Annotated in this window: 21 protein-coding genes; 12 read left to right on the top strand and 9 right to left on the bottom strand. The window is 43.4% G+C overall.

Going from position 1 to position 19,131, the window contains the following annotated elements:
• Positions 1-5 precede the first annotated feature (5 nt).
• Genes ACQEXP_RS19520 through radC (ACQEXP_RS19530) form a run of 3 tightly spaced genes read right to left on the bottom strand, consistent with a single transcriptional unit; the run spans position 6 to position 1,407 of the window.
• The gene (locus ACQEXP_RS19520) at positions 6-449 is read right to left on the bottom strand and encodes a DUF2787 domain-containing protein (protein ID WP_426971294.1); all 444 of its coding nucleotides are present in this window, start codon (positions 447-449) and stop codon (positions 6-8) included.
• Between the two features lie 50 nt (positions 450-499).
• Complete coding sequence (locus tag ACQEXP_RS19525) at positions 500-937, bottom strand: DUF2787 domain-containing protein (protein WP_337166860.1); 438 nt, start codon at positions 935-937, stop codon at positions 500-502.
• Positions 934-1,407, bottom strand: a complete 474-nt coding sequence (gene radC, locus ACQEXP_RS19530; protein WP_001068470.1) for a RadC family protein — start codon at positions 1,405-1,407, stop codon at positions 934-936. Before radC (ACQEXP_RS19530) ends, ACQEXP_RS19525 begins: the two co-directional genes overlap by 4 nt.
• A gap of 340 nt (positions 1,408-1,747) precedes the next feature.
• Here radC (ACQEXP_RS19530) and ACQEXP_RS19535 point away from each other — a divergent pair, with 340 nt between their 5' ends.
• From ACQEXP_RS19535 to ACQEXP_RS19555, 5 genes are all read left to right on the top strand, one after another.
• Positions 1,748-3,862, top strand: a complete 2,115-nt coding sequence (locus tag ACQEXP_RS19535; RefSeq protein ID WP_031428500.1) for a hypothetical protein — start codon at positions 1,748-1,750, stop codon at positions 3,860-3,862.
• Positions 3,863-3,894: 32 nt separating this feature from the next.
• A complete protein-coding gene (locus tag ACQEXP_RS19540; RefSeq protein ID WP_031428502.1) occupies positions 3,895-4,323 on the top strand; it encodes a hypothetical protein in 429 nt (142 codons plus the stop codon).
• Between the two features lie 95 nt (positions 4,324-4,418).
• Positions 4,419-5,030, top strand: a complete 612-nt coding sequence (locus tag ACQEXP_RS19545; RefSeq protein WP_108257462.1) for a hypothetical protein — start codon at positions 4,419-4,421, stop codon at positions 5,028-5,030.
• Positions 5,031-5,124: 94 nt separating this feature from the next.
• A complete protein-coding gene (locus tag ACQEXP_RS19550; protein ID WP_031428506.1) occupies positions 5,125-6,312 on the top strand; it encodes a hypothetical protein in 1,188 nt (395 codons plus the stop codon).
• 170 nt (positions 6,313-6,482) lie between these two features.
• Entirely contained in the window at positions 6,483-7,901 is a 1,419-nt protein-coding gene (locus ACQEXP_RS19555) for a hypothetical protein (RefSeq protein ID WP_031428508.1), read from the top strand.
• A 178-nt stretch (positions 7,902-8,079) separates the two neighbouring features.
• Here ACQEXP_RS19555 and ACQEXP_RS19560 read toward each other — a convergent pair whose 3' ends face one another.
• Both ACQEXP_RS19560 and ACQEXP_RS19565 read right to left on the bottom strand, forming a co-directional pair.
• Positions 8,080-9,297, bottom strand: a complete 1,218-nt coding sequence (locus tag ACQEXP_RS19560) for a tyrosine-type recombinase/integrase (protein ID WP_031428510.1) — start codon at positions 9,295-9,297, stop codon at positions 8,080-8,082.
• Between the two features lie 235 nt (positions 9,298-9,532).
• On the bottom strand, positions 9,533-10,399 hold the full coding sequence (locus tag ACQEXP_RS19565) for a YicC/YloC family endoribonuclease (protein WP_269376999.1): 867 nt from the start codon (positions 10,397-10,399) through the stop codon (positions 9,533-9,535).
• 185 nt (positions 10,400-10,584) lie between these two features.
• Here ACQEXP_RS19565 and rph point away from each other — a divergent pair, with 185 nt between their 5' ends.
• Both rph and pyrE read left to right on the top strand, forming a co-directional pair.
• Complete coding sequence (gene rph / locus ACQEXP_RS19570) at positions 10,585-11,301, top strand: ribonuclease PH (RefSeq protein ID WP_138972938.1); 717 nt, start codon at positions 10,585-10,587, stop codon at positions 11,299-11,301.
• A gap of 117 nt (positions 11,302-11,418) precedes the next feature.
• Positions 11,419-12,060: an orotate phosphoribosyltransferase gene (gene pyrE, locus ACQEXP_RS19575; RefSeq protein WP_005472617.1), complete on the top strand. Its 642-nt coding sequence runs from the start codon at positions 11,419-11,421 to the stop codon at positions 12,058-12,060.
• Positions 12,061-12,176: 116 nt separating this feature from the next.
• On the opposite strand, the gene lpxM is transcribed toward pyrE, so the two are convergent.
• From lpxM to coaBC, 4 genes are all read right to left on the bottom strand, one after another.
• Positions 12,177-13,139, bottom strand: coding sequence for a lauroyl-Kdo(2)-lipid IV(A) myristoyltransferase (lpxM, locus tag ACQEXP_RS19580; RefSeq protein WP_426971295.1), 963 nt, complete (start codon positions 13,137-13,139; stop codon positions 12,177-12,179).
• A gap of 15 nt (positions 13,140-13,154) precedes the next feature.
• Positions 13,155-14,105, bottom strand: coding sequence for a Kdo(2)-lipid IV(A) acyltransferase (locus ACQEXP_RS19585; protein WP_426971296.1), 951 nt, complete (start codon positions 14,103-14,105; stop codon positions 13,155-13,157).
• Between the two features lie 5 nt (positions 14,106-14,110).
• Complete coding sequence (gene slmA, locus ACQEXP_RS19590) at positions 14,111-14,701, bottom strand: nucleoid occlusion factor SlmA (protein ID WP_426971297.1); 591 nt, start codon at positions 14,699-14,701, stop codon at positions 14,111-14,113.
• A 124-nt stretch (positions 14,702-14,825) separates the two neighbouring features.
• A complete protein-coding gene (coaBC, locus tag ACQEXP_RS19595) occupies positions 14,826-16,031 on the bottom strand; it encodes a bifunctional phosphopantothenoylcysteine decarboxylase/phosphopantothenate--cysteine ligase CoaBC (RefSeq protein ID WP_426971298.1) in 1,206 nt (401 codons plus the stop codon).
• A 233-nt stretch (positions 16,032-16,264) separates the two neighbouring features.
• Here coaBC and radC (ACQEXP_RS19600) point away from each other — a divergent pair, with 233 nt between their 5' ends.
• From radC (ACQEXP_RS19600) to mutM, 5 genes are all read left to right on the top strand, one after another.
• Positions 16,265-16,933, top strand: a complete 669-nt coding sequence (radC, locus tag ACQEXP_RS19600; protein WP_269377004.1) for a RadC family protein — start codon at positions 16,265-16,267, stop codon at positions 16,931-16,933.
• A gap of 277 nt (positions 16,934-17,210) precedes the next feature.
• The gene (gene rpmB / locus ACQEXP_RS19605) at positions 17,211-17,447 is read left to right on the top strand and encodes a 50S ribosomal protein L28 (protein ID WP_004743834.1); all 237 of its coding nucleotides are present in this window, start codon (positions 17,211-17,213) and stop codon (positions 17,445-17,447) included.
• Positions 17,448-17,460: 13 nt separating this feature from the next.
• A complete protein-coding gene (rpmG, locus tag ACQEXP_RS19610) occupies positions 17,461-17,631 on the top strand; it encodes a 50S ribosomal protein L33 (RefSeq protein ID WP_004410866.1) in 171 nt (56 codons plus the stop codon).
• A gap of 129 nt (positions 17,632-17,760) precedes the next feature.
• Complete coding sequence (locus ACQEXP_RS19615; protein ID WP_426971299.1) at positions 17,761-18,249, top strand: hypothetical protein; 489 nt, start codon at positions 17,761-17,763, stop codon at positions 18,247-18,249.
• 63 nt (positions 18,250-18,312) lie between these two features.
• Positions 18,313-19,119, top strand: coding sequence for a bifunctional DNA-formamidopyrimidine glycosylase/DNA-(apurinic or apyrimidinic site) lyase (mutM, locus tag ACQEXP_RS19620; protein ID WP_426971300.1), 807 nt, complete (start codon positions 18,313-18,315; stop codon positions 19,117-19,119).
• The last annotated feature ends 12 nt before the right edge of the window (positions 19,120-19,131 follow it).

Below are 19,131 nucleotides of genomic sequence, written 5' to 3' on the forward strand. Positions count from 1 at the left end.
ATGAGTTATTGCGGGGTGACGGCTATCTCGTTGTAAGCGTCCGTATCGACATAGGCAAGAAAGTTATTCTCCCATAGTCGATACAGCTCTTTGGCATCATGGCTACCTTGCATTGGTAGCCAGCCACGATAAGCAACAAAGAACTGTCCAACTCGAAAATCAAAATCCAAGTTGCGCTCTAGCTCTGGGTAGTAGTTGCCCATATAAGCAAAGTCAGTGATGTACTCAATACTCCATTCCCCTGTTGAAGTTTGGCAAATCGCCATCTCAACCGGATGGAAGCCGCCTTCTTCCGCGCTGTAACTTTTATCACGAAAGTTAAACACCAGATAACGGCTGGTGGTCAGTGCTTCATTACTCAGCAAATGAGCGGTGAATCGCTCGCTTAGCAGCTTATGCAGTTTCTTCGATACAGGTAGTGTGGATGTTGTGAAGGTTAATTTGGACATAGTGAGTCCTCCTTGTTTCAGGATTCAAATAAGAAATGAGACAGATAGAATTATTGGAATGTGCCGACCATCGTCAGTTGCACATCATCAAAGACGTTTCGAGATAGGTGACGAGCAAAGGCTTTCATCCATACCGAGAGCAGTTCTTGTACCTCTGGGTGGGATAAATCCGTGCTCCCCACATCAGGTTGATAGCACCAGCGATTAGCAAGGTGAAAGTACAATTCAGGCTCAACAGTTGTGCTGTTGTCATCGGGATAAGAGAAGCTGGCAAAGAACACCACCAGCCAAGGGCTTGAGGCTGACTCTCGTTTAAACTGTACCTCTATAGGATGCAAACCTTGTCGATGTCGGTAGTAACTCATTTGGCGGCAGTTCAGCACGAGTCGTTCAGCGTTCTCTGGGAGAGTGTATCGATTCAAAAGTGCTTCCAGTGACACATGTAATGCATCATCAATAGAAAGCTCATCATAATGTTGCTCAATCATAGCCATCCCCTTTCAGCAAATGAGGTGCAGGTATCACCTGTCACGATATGGTCGAGAACGCGAACATCCACCAGCGCTAAAGCGTCCTTGAGTCTTTCTGTTATGCGTCTATCGGCTTGAGACGGCGTTGAGTCACCGGATGGATGATTATGGGCAAAGATTACCGCTGCGGCATTCACTTCTAATACCGCTTTCACCACTTCTCGCGGGTAGACGCTGGCTGCATCCACCGTTCCTTGAAACAGCTCTTTAAACTCAATCAGTCGGTTTTGGTTATCCAGTAGCAATAAGGCAAACACTTCACGTTCATAGCTGCCTAGCTTACAGCGCACATACTCTTTGGTGGCATCAGGATTGGTTAGGGCATCGCCACGCACGTAGCGGTTAGCTAGTATCTCAGCGGCATGCTCTAGGATTTCATTTTCCTGATAGCGTTGCTGCTTTTGGTAATCGGAAGTTTTGGGATTCATTTTAGGCTCCTGTCGGAATCAATGATGGGGTTTCACATTGATGACATATGCCTGAAGATTTTTGGATTGTGGGGAGGTATGAGTATGTAGATCTAACATTCCCATGTCGCTAGTGAAGCTAAGCTGTCGTTTGCTGTTTGAATGGAATAGGTTGCATACAGGGGTTGCTCCTCTTTGTATATTACAGACAAACGCTTTTCTATCTATAACGATAAATTGCGCATCTGGTTTCATTTGGATTGGAACTGATAACACATTAGTATTAGAGTGGTTAAAAAATTGCGAGAGAAAGACGGAACTTTCAATGTGTTGCTGTGATTTAGTTAGTGGTTAGATACTGATGGATACGATAGAGAAACATAGTCTTTGGGAGTTGGAGGTTGAGAATTTTGATCGAGTAGTACTTGCGAGTGAGCTCATAGATTTCATGAGTTCTGATACTTCCGATGCAGATGTTTCTCAATCGATTTTGAAGAGCTTTATTGCCAAGAGTCTTGCTGAAAGTGGTGTTTACGCAAAGTGTAGCAATTGTGGGTGTCCTGTACATTTTATTGCTCGTAATGCGACCACAGAAGCGTATTTCCGGCATATACCCAGTCGTGCTCCATCTATAGAAAAAATGCAGCGATGCTCTTTCTATTCAAACTCGGAGACTTTTTTTGGCAAAGGTCAAATTTACAAGGGTGAAGGGAAGTGGCACTTCGAGACAAAGCACTTCCTTGCGGAACACTTAAAAGCGATTGGCTACAAACACGTTTATGTCGAGAAGTTTATTTTTTCTAAAGATCCTGAAACTGATAAAAGACGCAAACCCGATATCAGCTTTGTGGATATAGACGGAAATCGTTTTGTCATTGAGTTAACCCGCTGGTGGATGAGCCCTGAAGTTGTTTACGAGCGAGAAAAATTCTTTAGAACTGAAGGGTATAATCTCATTTGGTTATTCAGTCCCAATTGTGAAGACGCCAATCCCGTAACGTTAAATATGATCCTGTATGGCTCCGCAGCATCTAGAGAAGAAGCATCTGCCGATGTGCTATCAAAGGTTGAATGCAATGCTTTTGTACTGTCCGATGAAGCAATACGTAGAATGATAGTGCATCGTAATCTGACATTCGAAGTGATGTATCCTGTTCCTACGTATAACTCAACCCTGCAACGCATTGATATTCATAAACACAGTCAGTGGGCTCTTTTGGAAGAGCTTAATCTAGATCCTAAACACAGGCTTCCATTTGCTGTGAAAACGTCCAAGAGCTTTAAAGATGCCATGGATGAAAAACGGTTTAGTGAACGTCGTGCTCTCGCAGGAAAAATAAGACAACTAAGACAATGGGCACTCGCCGAGCCGACGTTTGTAAGCGAAGGTGAGCATGACGATAAGATGCAGCAAGTTCGTAGTATGTCGAGTTATAACGGTAATATACGATGTGCTCGGCGTTTAATGGCTTATGAGCAAATGGCGATTAAGAATCTTGATAACGCTTACGCGAAATTCATGGCAAGTAAAACGCGTAGGCAGGCGGCAAAAGAGATTCGTTTTGTTCGCAGCGCAATCAGGGAGCACTTGCTTGATATCGAACGACTTCAATCGGAGAATTTTCTTCAAGCTCGATATAGTCGCATAACAAAGATTGCGGATAGCGTGAAGCAATATCAATCTTTGCAGTTGGTTACGTTTATCAATAAATCTCTTACTAAAGTAGAAAAACAGTTACAGGAGATCAGAGCAAAACGCACGGCAGTTACGCGAGCCGAACAAGCCAGTAAGCAAAAATCACTTGATAATCACATAAAAGAACGGGAGACATTTATAGAGGAATTGAGACGCGGTTTTTCTGATATACCGGAAGATTTGTCGGTGCTTCAAATGAAAAAAGAACGCATTGTACGCAAGGCGAAGGAGTACGGATTTCTTGGCAGAGCCGATGAACTAGAGCTGATATTCAATACAGCAGTCAAAAATGCTTACCACGATTATGAGATTAAGAATTACCCCAACTTGTCAAAGGGGTGGTCGCCAGAGTTGAGATACAAAACTGAGCTAGATGCGGCTTTTACGTTATGTGCGAAGACTCTACATAAACGAGATCCCCAAAAGAAAAAAGTGGACTCATATCAGCAAGCAACACGAAGGCTACTTTCTCAGTTTCGAGTCAGTTTGAATGAGCAAATAGGGCGTTTTTATCAAGATTTACAATATGCTGATCAACCTACCTTTTCTGCATTATTGCGAAAGAACGCAGCAACCGTGAATAGGATGAGAGAGTGCTTCTTTTACATGCAGTCTCATGGATACCGAAACAACAGTGATATACATACACAGTTGGAAATTATGGGTGGATCTATAGAGCAGTTTCATCGAGGAGTGGATCTTCGTACGATAGTGAGACTTTTTTCTGACGAAAACCGCAGGCATTTTGGTTTGGATGAACAGACTGGACAATCTGTTTAGTCGATGTGTGTACAAAAACTAGGAAGCGAAACATGACTGAGAGATTTTATGTACCAGCGGAAGGGCCAGATGTTGAAGCCTTAAATATTGCCCTATATAGCGCATCGATTTTGGCGAGTGAGCGTGATTCGGAAATTATCTTAGTTGTGCCTGCCTTGAAGTACGCAAGTGGAACGATTCTAAATCAATGTATCACAGAAGCGGCGTTAAAAAAGCTCACTAAAGGTGAAGTTCTTCAGTATCAAAAAGTACCCATTCGAATGACGTCTTTGAAAACGCTGAATCCTTATCGTGATAACGGTGTGATATTGGCACTGTGGGCTGGCGATAAAATGCTTTCTAAGATAGATGAAAGTCCGGATACGATTGGTGTTATAGCATTGCGATGGGTAGGAGACGATGTTGAAAAGTGGGCAAAGAAACATGGTGCCAGACAACTGCCAACCAAGATGCGTTCCTAGAGAGTGAGATGGTAATTAATTATATTAATCTCAGTGAGTTATTTTAATGAATTCTCATGTTTAAATTTAGTTAAAAATAATGGTAAGTAATCAGAATGAGTAATGATGTATCAATAGCGGAGATAGTGGTTGGCGAGGCAAGAATTCGCTTTGAAGTCCCGACCAACCTTTACGAGATTATCTCTGAGCACGCGAAGTCACAAGAGCTTAAGTTATATAGTTACAATGCAGAATCAATCATCGATATGTTGAGAAGCTTTGTTCCTAACGACAAAAAGCCCCCAACCCATCGCCAAGAGTCTTACGCAAAAACCATCGCGAACGCATTGAACATCGAGCTTACTGATGAGGTATTGATTTCAAGTGAATCTTGTAGCGAATTCCTAGATAAGTATTCAGTTCAATATCAGGAGCATAAGTCAAGGATTGCCGAGTTTCGTTCTAGAAACAAATACCTAATTTCTACGGCCAACAGTGTTGGTCGTTGGCAATCGGCCAAAATATTATTGGATCAAGGCACACCGATCGACCAAGTCGCTGATAAGTTTAAAGTGAAGCCTCCAACGATCGAAAAATACGTACATCAATTTTTCGAATGGCAACAAAACGCTTTGGAGGATGGGACTTATGAAACCGTTCAAAAGCTAATACAAAGACAGAAAAATGGTGAAGACATCTATGCGTTATATGATGAGCCTTTAGCGTAATGACCGTGAGTGTCTCACTGTTGGAATGAACCTTTTAAATTTGGCTGTATGAATCTTATAGCGTTCATACATGATGTGTAAGGAGTTATGAGATTTGGATTTTTCTCGGCACAAACAAAAAAATGGTGTGGTTAAGTGTTATGCCTACTATGAGTATGAAACGCTTCCTGAATCAAAAAGAAATAAGCAGAAAGGTGAGTTGTACTGCTATGGCTGTCATGCTCCGACCAAGTTTTCTAAATCCTCTATAGATGGTAAACAGGCATGCTTTGGGTTAATGCCTGGCAGAAAACATGAAAAGCATTGTGAAGAAATAAAAAAAACACATGCAGGAGCGACGAAAAGAAGAAAGCTTGAAGAAAAACACTATGTTGAAGCCGTAGAGAAAATTCAAAATTCGACCGATGAAATTGAAATTGATTCATCATCATTAGCGCTTTTTGAAAAAATAGAAACCAAAGAGGTCAAAACTGGCGAAAGTAAAAGCCCTCGTCAGAATTCGTCAAAAGCCGTGGGGTCAAGCAAAAGGCACGTTATCGATAGTGAGCAAATTAGCAGTTCACGTAAGAACTTAGTTCAGTTGCTGAAGTTTTGCCTTTACTCATCCCGCTTCCTCAAAGGGAAAGGTCTTACTTTAAAGTTTAAGGGGCGGAGCTATATATCAGTTGATAGGATTAAACAGTTTTTTCAAGCGAGTAGTATTTCAAATACAAAAATACCGTACTTCTTTTATGGTTCGATCCGATGGATTGATGATTCTTTAACGTTCATTCACGTTGGCGCAGAAAAAGTTCAAGTCATTATCGATGAATCTATACGAGCTCATTTTTGGAATGCTTTGGAGGTTGATAAATATTGGCAACTTCTAGATGCTCAAATGATTTGTTTTGGGTGGCTGAGCCGCAGGGAAAATGGAAACTGTTTCATCAAGATTAAAGATATATGTGATATCGCAATTATTGATGTCAAAGTGAATCCTGATTTTAAGCCACATAGCATTGTTGCTAGCCCAAATGTTGAAGTTGTTAGTAAGCTTACCGTTACACCGGAAACATCGGTCCAAGACGATGTGCAGGATGAACGAAATAAGCTAGTGTCTGAAGATGTTGTTGGGGAAGCGAAGAATATCAAATATCCTAAAACTACCATGATAGATTCGGTGCAAGATGAAAGCGACATTCCTTTAAAACAGCAGCTGTCTATGCCATCTCAACAGTTGAATCAGAAGGAATCGCCCAAAAGATCATGGTTGGAGACAATACTATCATTTTTCAAAAATTAGTAAGCAGCTCTTGCGTTGCATCGAGTAAGCATAGTTCTCAATATGAAGATTTTTGATTGAAACTTTTCTTTAGTTTTAGTTATTTCAAAGACACTTTGAATGGCTTAAGAGTATGAAATTTTTACTTTTTATCTTGGTAGGATAGAAAGTGTAACCTGATAGATATATCTATGTTTAAAGACACCGTAACGAATCCTATATTTTCGCATTTGACTGGAGAGCAAGTCCGCGAATGCTATGAAATGTACCGTAACAATGAACTCAAAAACTCTGAAATAATAGAGTTATACGATCTTGGTGATTTAGCGCCAAATGCACTTGTCAGCCAGTTTCCATTGCTCCAAACGGGTATTGCATGCCAGCTTTGCTCAAATGATGTGTTAGAAAGGCCTACATCTAAGTCGGGTAGATTACGAGAGTATGTATGTCCTAAATGTAGTCATCAGGCCAGTGAAACAAGAGCTGACCCAATGTGCCCTTGTGATCACTGTGAATCTGGAAGGCAGGAAACAAGGCGTAAAGAAAGAGAAGCGCTTGAACTGCGATACAAAGAGAATTTAGGCAAACTGAAAGAGATGTACCCAGCACCATCGGTTAAGTTGCCTTACGATGCTTTATCTTTACTTGATAAAGTTTATCTTGCGAGTTTAATCCCGTTAGGGAACCGTGAGTTCTTGCCGTCACAAATAGTAGCTAGTGCCAATTCAATACTTTCACCTGCTGGGGTTCTTGATAAAGCAATCTATTCGCACTTGCTTGATAAGGGGATAATTTTTCCTGTCTTAGAACGTTTGCCAACTGAAGTTGTTTTGAACCCTTCTGAGAGAATGATTACGAGTAGTCAGGTTTATCAAGCAAATATAGACTTAAACGCCTCTGAGCCTTTTACTAATGCAGTGATTTACCGCCATATTCTTTCTGATTTTGAGCAGATTATGAATGGTAAAATCGATGTGCAAAAAAATGATATTGAACAACTATGTAGTCTAGTGGAGCATATTGAAGTAGCAGAAGCTATGGTCTTTTTAAGCTATTTTTGTCAAGAAGCTGATTTGGCAGAGCCTCCCCAAAAAACATATGATGTAATACGTAAAATGCTAACTCAGATGAGTGTTGCTCAGTTAGCCCCTCATATCAGAAAAAGCGTAAAAGATGCTGCGTACTTTTATATGACAGGAAAGTCTCAAGGGAAATCACACGCAACGAATACAATCCCTTCTAAAATCGAATCATCAGTCGCTTACTACCAGAAGCAAGGGTGGGAAGTAAATAAATGGGATCGGCCATACAATACAGAAAAATCAAACTTGTCAAACGTCGTATACGATAAACTGTTGGTACACTTGAACTTAGGCTTTTACCAGTCAGTTGGTGACATTGTTCAGACTATAGTGCAGTTTTTTGATCAGCTACTCATGCTTGATAAGCAGAGTGTCAGTGCTATCCCAGATAAAACAGGATTAAATGTAAAACGTTGCGCAAAGTGTGACAGCCACAACATAGAGTTACTTGAATCACGTAAAGGGATATTAGCACTCTGCCTTGATTGCAATGAATCGTTACTTCTTCAACCCGCTGTGGAGAACTAGTTCATTGTGCATGTAGCAAAATTAGGGCTAGCCATAGCAAGAATCTTTTGAGTTGTTTCGGTGTAATTTGAGCGGCGATTAAGTCATACAACCAAATCAAAATTGTCAGATCGTATATGAACAGCACATTTACAAAGAGGATGCCACTGGCATCCTCTTTTTTTGCTTATGTGTATGTCTAAATGACAATGTGATTCTTAACCAGATCGGTGACTTTTTCCAGTGCTTCTTTGCGCTCTTCCAAATAGTCATACCGATCATAGATACCCTCGACTCCTTTCAGCTTATGATTTAAACAGCGCTCTGCGATATGGCTAGGAACTTTTACCGAAGCGAGTAGGCTACGGCAGGTGCGGCGTAGATCGTGAACCGCAAAATGTTTGATATCGCCCATTTTATTTGGTGGTTGTACCTTACGACCGGGCTCTCGACCAAATAGCTTTGAAATAGCTCTGTTCAGTGTGTCTTTGCCCATGTGCGGTACTTTGCTTTCCCTTCTGTTTGGGAAGACGTACTCTGAACGACAAGCTCGCATATGCAGTTCTTTAAACCACTCTACGCACAGCTCCGGAAGCGGAATAGTGAAACCTGTCCCAGATTTGCTTCGCTCCGCTGGTAGGTGCCATAAAGCATTATCTAGATCGAATTCAGCCCACTTTGCTTCTGTTAGCTCTGATTTACGAACGCCAAGACAAAGAAGCAGTGCACAAGCTAGGTAGTTGTCTCGATTGAAACTATAAATGTTTTGGTTGAAAACGGAAAAAACATGTTTAATCTCTTCAAGCTCTAAGACCCGATCTCGGCTCTCTTCAATGCCACCAGCATCATAGTTAGAAAATGCTAGTGCAGGGTTAGACTCAATAACACCTATCTTCATACCGTGTTTAAAAAGCTGCTTACAATACATTAGCGTGTCGTTAGCTGTGGTTGGACGGCCACTGTCAGCGACTATTTGGATGATGTTACGAATATCTAAAGGTGTGACACGTTTCAACGTGTATTGACCAATTTGCGGAGAGATCTCTTTCTGGTAGATACGCTTAGGTATATTGGGGTGCTTGAGCCTTTTGGACAAATCCTTGTACCAGTCTTCGAAGAGATCATCGATTATTTGTATATCGGCTTGCTTACTCCGTTTTCTTTCTGCAATTGGGTTAATCCCTTCGCTTATTTGCTTTCGAAGCTCAGATGCTTTCAACCTTGCATCTGCAAGAGAAATCTCATCGACCTTGCCAATAGTCACCTCCTTTCTTTTCTTAAAAAGGGTGTACCTTAGCATCCAGTATGGTCGACCTATTCTAGGAATCATTAGATAGAAACCATCACCATCGGCATGACGACCCGTTTTTTGATCTTTTACTATCGCCTTAACTTGGTTGACGGTGAGATTCCCCATCTCTATCTCCTTGAATTTATAGCTCTAATCGAAGTTATCATTACATCACCCTCCAGAAGTGGGGAGTATGTTGTGATATTTATACTACGGTGGGGAGTAAATAGCAAAGTGCTACCCACGATACTCCCCGTTTGTTCATGGCTGTTGATGAATTTGATGGATGTATAGGGATGGAAAAAATAACAAAGCCCTTATCAATAAGGGCTTTGTGGAAGTGTGTGGAGGAGGGGGGAATCTATTCGATATTCTGGATCTGTTCGCGCATCTGTTCGATAAGCACTTTAAGTTCAACACCAGAAGCAGTGATATCGGTACTGATAGACTTCGACGCTAGCGTGTTTGATTCACGGTTAAACTCTTGCATCATAAAGTCTAAACGACGACCACAAGCGCCCCCTTTCTTAAGGATGTTTGTTGCTTCTTTTACGTGAGAATCCAGGCGATCGAGTTCTTCTGCGACATCTGATTTTTGCGCAAGTAAAATCAGTTCTTGTTCAACGCGAGAGGCATCAAGTTCGATTTTGGCTTCTTCAAATTTTGACAGCAGGCGTTCGCGTTGCCATTCAAGGATCTCAGGCATGCGAGCGCGTACTTTGACCACTTCTTCTGTGATAGCATCTAAGCGCTGAACTATCAGGTCTTTCATGTTTTCGCCTTCGCGCCCACGAGCCTCGATAAACTCGTCCACAGCCCCATCAAATCCAGCAAGTAGGTCTTTGTTTACGGCATCCATATCTTGTTCAGATGTTTCCATCACACCTGGCCAGTTCATAATCTGGAAAGGGTTCAGACGGCTATCTTCGCCGGTCATTTTCATCACTTGGTTAGCGGCGTCGATTACTTGCTTTGCCAAGCTTTCATTGATGCTCAGTTCGCCTTTTGCTGAAGGGTTTGCTTCAAAGCGTAAAGCACACTCTACTTTGCCGCGAGCAAGACGTTTACGGAAGCGTTCACGAAGTACTGGCTCTAAGCCACGGAACTGTTCTGGTAAGCGGAAGTAGGTTTCCAAGTAGCGTTGGTTAACACTGCGGATTTCCCATACGGCTGTACCCCAATCGCCTTTCACTTCTTGGCGTGCGTAGGCTGTCATACTATAGATCATCGAATTTTCCTGTTTAATCATCTTTGAAAATAACGCGAGGCAATAGTAGCACAAATCCTAGCTGCGATAGGCGAATAGCTTGCTGGTTGAGCTTCTCGTTACTCGAAACTATGAGCTTGCGACTAACTATGCTATCATCCTGCCCCAACCTAAAACGTCTCCCCCTTCATATAAGGTAGATGCCCATGCGTCCAAACGATCGCAAGGCGGATCAAGTTCGCCCAATCAAAATTACTCGTAACTACACAGCTTATGCAGAAGGTTCTGTATTGGTTGAATTCGGCAATACAAAAGTGCTTTGTAATGCGACCGTTGAAGAGAACGTTCCACGCTGGCTAAAAGGTCAGGGTAAAGGCTGGGTAACGGCTGAATACGGCATGCTGCCACGCTCAACACACTCACGTATGCGTCGTGAAGCAACGAGTGGCAAGCAAGGTGGTCGTACGATGGAAATCCAACGTCTGATTGCACGTAGCTTGCGTGCCGTTGTTGATCTAGAGGCGATGGGTGAAATCATGGTCACTGTTGACTGTGACGTTATTCAGGCTGATGGCGGTACACGTACGGCGTCTATTTCTGGTGCAAGTGTAGCGATGGCAGATGCATTTCAACACTTGGTTGAAAAGGGCAAGCTAAAAGCGAATCCAATGAAAGGCCATGTAGCGGCTGTTTCTGTGGGCATACTGGGTGAGGATATTCTTTGTGACCTTGAGTACACGGAAGATTCAGCAGCAGATACGGATATGAACGTTGTAATGACCGAAGATGGTCGTATGATTGAAGTTCAAGGTACCGCAGAGGGCGAACCGTTCACCCATGCAGAGCTGATGAAGTTACTCGAGTCGGCAACCAAAGGTATTACCGAGATCGTAGCGGCGCAGAAGGCGGCGTTAGAAAATTGATTTTATTAAATAGCTTCCATTTGGAAGCTATTTTTTTATCAAAATTTGGCCGAGGCTAAGTTTTGAACTGTTTATAAACCGTCTAGAAAACTAGACCTTTTATTTAGAGAGAAAGTAATGAAAGCATACCAGCGTGAATTTATTGAGTTTGCATTAGAAAAGGAAGTACTGAAGTTTGGTGAGTTTACTCTGAAGTCCGGTCGTAAGAGCCCATACTTCTTTAACGCTGGTCTTTTCAATACAGGTCGTGACTTAGCACGTTTAGGCCGTTTCTACGCAGCTGCGTTGGCAGATTCTGGTATTGAGTTTGACGTACTGTTTGGTCCAGCATACAAAGGTATCCCGATTGCAACAACAACCGCGGTAGCACTAGCGGATCACCATGACGTGGATACGCCATATTGTTTCAACCGTAAAGAAGCAAAAGATCACGGTGAAGGTGGCAATCTAGTGGGTAGTGCACTAGAAGGCCGTATCATGTTAGTTGACGATGTCATTACGGCAGGTACTGCAATTCGTGAGTCGATGGAAATCATTCAGGCAAATGGCGCTGATCTTGCGGGTGTTCTTGTGGCCATTGACCGCCAAGAGAAAGGGAAAGGTGAATTGTCTGCGATTCAGGAAGTGGAGCGTGACTTTGGTTGTGCAATTATCTCTATCGTTAGCCTAACTGACCTAGTGACATTCCTAGAAGAGAAAGGTACCGATGCAGAGCACCTTGAAGCAGTGAAAGCGTACCGAGCTGAATACGGAATTTAGCCACGGGATTTGAGTCTTTGTCTCGACGTTGCTTTAGTTGGACATTGTGTCACTCATTGTTAGCTTATAAAAAAGGGTTGACGTTTGTTCGTCAACCCTTAGCTATTTTTGCTCGCTTATGAATTATCGTAGATTCCGACGCCATCACGTCGTGTCTTTAGCAGTGATAAGTTCCACATATATTGCTCAGGGCGAGGGCGAACCAAATCTTCAATCGCTTGATTCATGGCGCGCGCATCCGTCTCTTCATCACCAGTCGGGAAGTTTTCGAGAGCGGGTAGGATATGGACTTCGTATTTACCTGTTTTATCGTTGTAAGCAGGTAGAATAGGAACGACTTTGGCTTTTGACAGGCGAGCCATTTTGCCAAATCCTTTAAGTGTTGCTTTTTCAGTACCAAAGAAAGGGACAAATACTGAGTTGGTAGGACCAAAATCTTCATCGGGTAGCCAGTAACCCAAATATCCATCCTTTATTGAACGGACAAATGGTTTAACCCCAGCTTCACGTGCAAAAATTCGACCACCATACTGCATACGTTGAACTTGCATTAGCCAATCACCAATCGGGTTTCGCTGCGGCTTCATAATCGTTGTGACTTTGTAGCCTTTTGCAGCAAGCATCACCGCTGGGTAGTCAACGGCCCATGCGTGAGGTGCAAGGATAATGACATTCTCACCGGCGTCCAGCAGAGGTAGGATATTCTCTTCACCAATCATCACACCGCGGTCTTGGTTGTGTTTGGTTGAACGAACCAAAAACTCCGAGTAGCCCAATAGATACTGAGCGGCTTTTACAAACGTTTCTTCAAGGATTGCTTGGCGCTCTTGCTCCGATTTTTCTGGGAAGCAATACTCGAGGTTAACTCGAGTACGTCGAACCACTCGGCCATTTTTTCGTACGGCAAATACAGAGAGTTTACGTGCTAGGTTGTCTCGCCAGCGGTACGGCATAAAAGCAAAGAGTGCGGCGAAGAAGATACCCAGCCAAGTCCCCCAATGTTTTGGGTGGAGAAAAGACCACTCAAAAGTCGGGTTATGTAGATGTTTATCAATGCTGTTTTTTTCGTTGGTGCTCATTCAGCGACGCCTTTATTATTTATAACGTGAGTTAGTCAGGGCATGATCTGGCAGCGATTTATAGCGCTTGTGTAACCACATCCACTGTTCTGGTGCGCGCATGATAATCTCTTCAACAAATTTATTCATGTAGGCTGCGGCAGCAACTTCATTTTTTTCCGGGTAATCAGCCGAAATATCACGATCAGCGATGATCTCATATTTACCGTCAGAATTTCGGAAACCTGAACCAGGCACGATGGCACATTTACTTGTGTAAGCAAGAATGCTCGTTCCTGTGGTTGTGCACGCCTCTTCTACGGCAAAGAAAGGAACAAATACCGATTTGTTATGACCATAGTCTTGGTCGGGTAAATAGAATAACCGGTGCCCATCGCGCAAGACGCGAATCATCTGTTTAATGTCACGTCGATAAACCAATTGATTACCGTTATGGCTGCGACCACGGTACTGAATAAATTCATAGGCTGGATTACTGTGTGGACGGTAAACCCCATAGCCTTGTAGACCAAGTACACCAAAAGCACGTGCGGTAATTTCAAGGTTGAGAGCATGAACACAGCAAAGTAGAGCCCCTTTACCTTCTTTATCTAGGCGTTTTAGCTCTTCGATATCTTTAGCAACAAGAAGGCGTTTAAAGCGCCATGTGGGCCAGAACCAAGTGATACCCGTTTCAATCAGAGCCATGCCGGTGTTTTTAAAGTTCTCTACCACCATGTTATCGATTTCTGCTTCTGATAGTTCAGGGAAGGAGAGCTCCAGATTGCGTTTGGCGATATGAACACGCGACTTACCGACTCGCATGCCAAGTTGTCCAATACCACGTCCTATGCGAAATAGCACAGAATAGGGGAGGATATTAACGATTAGGGCCAGTAATCCAAAGCCAAACCAAACCCCCCAGTATTTAGGGTGCATTAAGGCAATAGAAAACTTAGGTTTTTCAACGGTGGTTCTGTTACTCATAGTTATTACTTTATTTGTGCGCTCAGTAGCGCCCAGTATTCCTCGAAATTAGCGGTTGGCTGATATTTAAAGTCACTGCGAACAAATCGGTTCAAGCTTCCCTCAACTTGTCCCAATAGCTGGGCCGCCAATATTTTTTCATCCACTGGAAAGGCTTTTCCTTCGCGCAGCATACGCTCGCGTAGAATTTGACGAAGTGAGGTTTCAATGCGTTCAAACAGCTGGTTGATTCGATCACGTAGGCGCTCATTTTCAAACATCAGAGCGTGGCCTGACAAAATTCGGCTCAGACCTGGGTTACGTTCGGCAAAGGCCAAGATTAATTGTAATACTAGGCGAATTCGCGTCAGAGTGTCTTTCTCTTCATCGAGAATTCGGTTAATGCGTGACATTAAAGACTCTTCGATAAACTCGATTAAGCCTTCAAACATTCGCGCTTTGCTTGGAAAGTGACGATATAGCGCAGCTTCTGAAACGCCAACTTGTTTAGCGAGTTTTGCGGTTGTAATGCGTGAAGCACCTTCATTGGACTCCAGCATTTCGGCTAATGCTTGCAAAATTTCATCTCGGCGGTTGGTTTTTCGTGTTCCGGCCATGAAGCTTTCCTTATTTTGTTACCATTCTGAATAAAAAAGGGTTTGAACCTCTTCGTGCTCAAACCTGACAACCTATGACATATCCTTGTTCTGCGGTATTTCCATCTCTAGAGATGAATGCGCTTTAAGCGTCGATTTTTTCCGCGATTGTCATCATTATTTGATGTGCTATCTGTTGTTTTGATGCAAGAGTAAGTGACTGCTTACCATCTTTCCAGTATACGGTGATTGCATTGTTGTTGCTATTAAAGCCTTGACCTTCAACCGAGACATCATTGGCACAAATGAGATCTAAATTCTTTTTGACCAATTTCCCACGAGCATAGCTCTCAACATCTTGAGTCTCAGCAGCGAAGCCAACAGTAAAGGGTCTATTTTCAGTCAGAGCGGCAACGGAGGCGATGATGTCCGGGTTCTTAACCATGCTGATAGTCATTTGATCGCTATCATCGGTTTTCTTAATTTTTTGCTCTGCAACAGTCGCTGGTCGGTAATCTGCTACGGCAGCGCAGCCAATAAATACATCGTTTGTTGTTGCATGCTGCATGGCTGCGTCATACATGCTTTGCGCGCTATCGACGTCAATACGTTCAACACCTGTAGGGGTTGTCAGTGAAACAGGGCCAGCAATTAGAGTGACCTTTGCACCAAGCGTGTGTGCCGCTTGTGCTAGAGCAAAGCCCATTTTTCCTGAGCTGTGATTGGAAATATAGCGGACAGGGTCGATTGCTTCACGTGTTGGGCCTGCGGTGATAACTACTGATTGGCCCTTCAATGGTTTTTCAGCGAAGAATTGCTCACAGAGTCCGACGAGTTGCATTGGTTCAAGCATGCGGCCAGGACCTACATCGCCACAAGCTTGTTCACCCGCAGCAGGGCCCCAGATGTGCATTCCGCGTCGCTCTAGCGTAGCGATGTTCTCTTGTGTCGCGATATTTCGGTACATTTGCTGATTCATCGCCGGTGAAACTGCAATCGGAGAGTCTGTTGCCAATACTAAGGTGGTTAGTAAGTCGTTTCCCATACCCGCACTCATACGGGCAATAAGATCTGCCGTAGCTGGAGCAAGTAGTACTAAGTCAGCCCATTTAGCGAGTTCAATATGGCCCATCGATGCTTCAGCTGCTGGATCTAACAGGCTATCGGATACTGGTCTGCCAGAGACGGCCTGCATGGTTAGTGGGGTAATGAATTCTTTGGCTGCGTTTGTCATCACAACCTGAACTTGTGCGCCACGTTCAATCAGTCGGCGTGTTAATTCGGCGCATTTATAAGCAGCAATACCGCCACTAATACCTAAAAGGATCTTTTTGCCTGCGAGTGTTTGCATGATGATCTTCCTTAAAATTTCTGCCAGTAAGATAACATGGCTAACAATTGCGTGCCTAGAGTCGCTATCTGAGTTATTGAATTTGGATGTGGAGCAAAGCATCTCCTACTTAATTGACTTGGGTGTTGCTAAAGAACGTTTGAAGTGTCGCGGTTAGAGTATTTCATTTCGTGCTCAGAGCGTCTTTTGAATGATACTAGCCTTGCTTGGTTGATCACTATGATAGGAACACAATGAAAGCCATACCGAAATCGTCGATGCCACGTGAGAAGCTATTGTCACACGGACCACAAGCACTGACCGATGCTGAGTTATTAGCGATTTTTCTTCGAACGGGTACGCAAGGAATGAATGTACTGGCTTTATCTGATCACTTGATCAGCGAGTTTGGTTCATTACGTCGGCTTTTTTCTGCGGAACTTGAGCAGTTTTGTCACTACAGAGGCTTAGGAGTTGCCAAATATGTTCAACTGCAAGCCGTGTTGGAAATGACTCAACGTTATTTGTCTGAGTCCTTGCAGCGAGGTGATGCTTTAACCAGTCCACAGCAGACGAAACTTTACTTATCTGGTCTACTAAGAGATAAGCAGAGAGAAGAATTCTACGTATTGTTTTTAGACAATCAGCATCGAGTGATACATGGCGAGTCATTATTTCAAGGTACGATCGATAGTGCATCAGTTTATCCGAGAGAGGTGGTAAAACGCGCATTAGAACTCAATTCAGCAGCACTTATTCTCGCCCACAATCACCCATCAGGCATTGCTGAGCCTAGCCAAAGCGATAGAAGAATTACCCGCCGAATCAGCGATGCGTTGGCGCTGGTGGACATTCGTGTGCTTGACCATTTTGTTATCGGAGACGGTGAGATAGTGTCTTTCGCGGAACGTGGCTGGATTTAAATCACATTTTTAGTTGTGAGTTCGTCGATTTCTGCTACAATCGCCCGACATTTTTTAGCACATAAATCAGCTCTGCCTAAAAAAGATCAGGAAAACCTGTAAAAAGGATCTGTTCGGGTCTTGAGCAATGCTACGCAAGTTAGTATAATGCGCGACCTTTGATAGCCTTGTATGGGTTTCCATAGCGGTATAAGACCTCAAACTTCTAACTTTAGAAACTGAGAGGTTCGGCCACCAAGGTTGATATCGAGCTGAAACGATTTTGGAGAAGACATTCATGTCACGAGTATGCCAAGTAACTGGTAAGCGTCCAGTAACGGGTAACAACCGTTCACACGCACGCAATGCTACTAAGCGTCGTTTTCTGCCGAACCTACAAACTCATCGTTTCTGGGTAGAGAGCGAAAAACGTTTTGTTAAACTACGTCTATCTGCTAAAGGTATGCGTATCATCGACAAGAAAGGCATCGATGCTGTTCTTGTTGATATCCGTGCAAACGGCGTAAACGTTTAAGAGGAAATAGACAATGGCAAAGAAAGGCGTACGTGAGAAAATCCGTCTAGTATCTTCTGCAGGTACTGGTCACTTCTACACGACTGATAAGAACAAACGTAACATGCCAGGCAAATTCGAGATCAAAAAATTTGATCCTGTAGTTCGCCAGCACGTTATGTACAAAGAAGCTAAAATCAAGTAATTGATTCTTCTTTGAACTTCCTTCGGGAAGCGTGAATTAGAAACCCAATCATAGAAATATGGTTGGGTTTTTTATTGCTCTTTTTTCTGCTATTTTTTAACGAGTTAATAGCAGTGAAAAGACTGAATCATGCGAGTTTCCCCATCGCGCCGCAGGCGTTGGAACAACATCCTTATCTTGGGCATTATTGCGTTTATTGGCCTGCTGAACTTGCCGACATTGATCAAAACCTATTTGATTGATGAGCCGGTGATGGAAAGCCTGCACCCATATTTGCTCAATCCCAATGCTGAGTTGCAAGCATTGCATTTCTCAAACTGGTCACTGGAAAAGAACCAAGGTCGTTGGCGCAGCACGATTGCTACTTCAATTGCTGAACAAGAACTTGCTGAGCGTTGGCAGGGGCTAGTAGGAACTGAGGTATCAACAGAAAATTTTGCCAGTTTGAAGCCACAATTAACCTCACCACAATCTATAGAAGCTTGGTATTTGGATCAGGAAGAGCCGCAAAGGATCACTTACTATCAACTCCCTCAGTTTTGGCTGTTAAAAAACTGGCAGGATAAGTGGATAGCGATTTCGGTACAAAGTGAGTATCTTGTCCCGAGCGAGTTTTGATTGCCTTAATTTGCTGTGTTCCCCTAGGAACCATCTCCAGAAACTCGAAACTAGGAACGATACATGCCTGAATTACCAGAAGTCGAAGTTAGCCGTATGGGAATCACCCCTCACCTAGTTGGTGAGACGGTGGCCAAAATTACTGTTCGTACGCCTAAGTTGCGTTGGGATATCCCGTCAGAACTAGAACTGATGGAAGGGCAGGTGATTCGTAATATTTCGCGACGGGCTAAATATTTGATTATTGAAACCGATGTTGGCTGCGCTATTGTGCATTTAGGCATGTCCGGTTCTTTGCGGATACTTGACGCAGAAATTGATCCAGCTAAACACGATCACGTTGATCTCAAACTGACTAACGGCAAGGTACTGCGTTATAACGATCCAAGGCGTTTTGGGGCATGGCTATGGACCGAAGATGGTACTCATACTGCACTGGGCACTATGGGACCGGAACCACTGACTGAAGACTTTAATTTCGACTATATTGCTGAAAAAGCTAAAGGTAAGCGTGTTGCGGTGAAGCAATTCATTATGGATAACAAAGTGGTTGTCGGTGTGGGTAATATCTATGCCAATGAGTCTCTGTTTAGTGCGCGAATCCACCCGACCCGACCAGCAGGCAAGCTGACTAATAAAGAGTGGGCTTTACTTGTCGATGAGATTAAACAGGTACTGGCTACCGCCATTAAGCAAGGCGGTACGACGCTGAAGGATTTTGCTCAAGCGGATGGCAAGCCCGGATATTTTGCTCAGGAGCTTCAGGTTTACGGTAAAGCGGGAGAGCCATGCCCAAGCTGTGGAGAGCCACTTGAAGAGCTTAAAATCGGCCAACGTAATACGTTTTTTTGTGGAGAATGTCAGTTTTAGTTTTGAGTTCCT

This window comes from Vibrio sp. TRT 1302, assembly GCF_050113875.1.
In the GTDB taxonomy this organism is placed as follows: Bacteria; Pseudomonadota; Gammaproteobacteria; order Enterobacterales; family Vibrionaceae; genus Vibrio.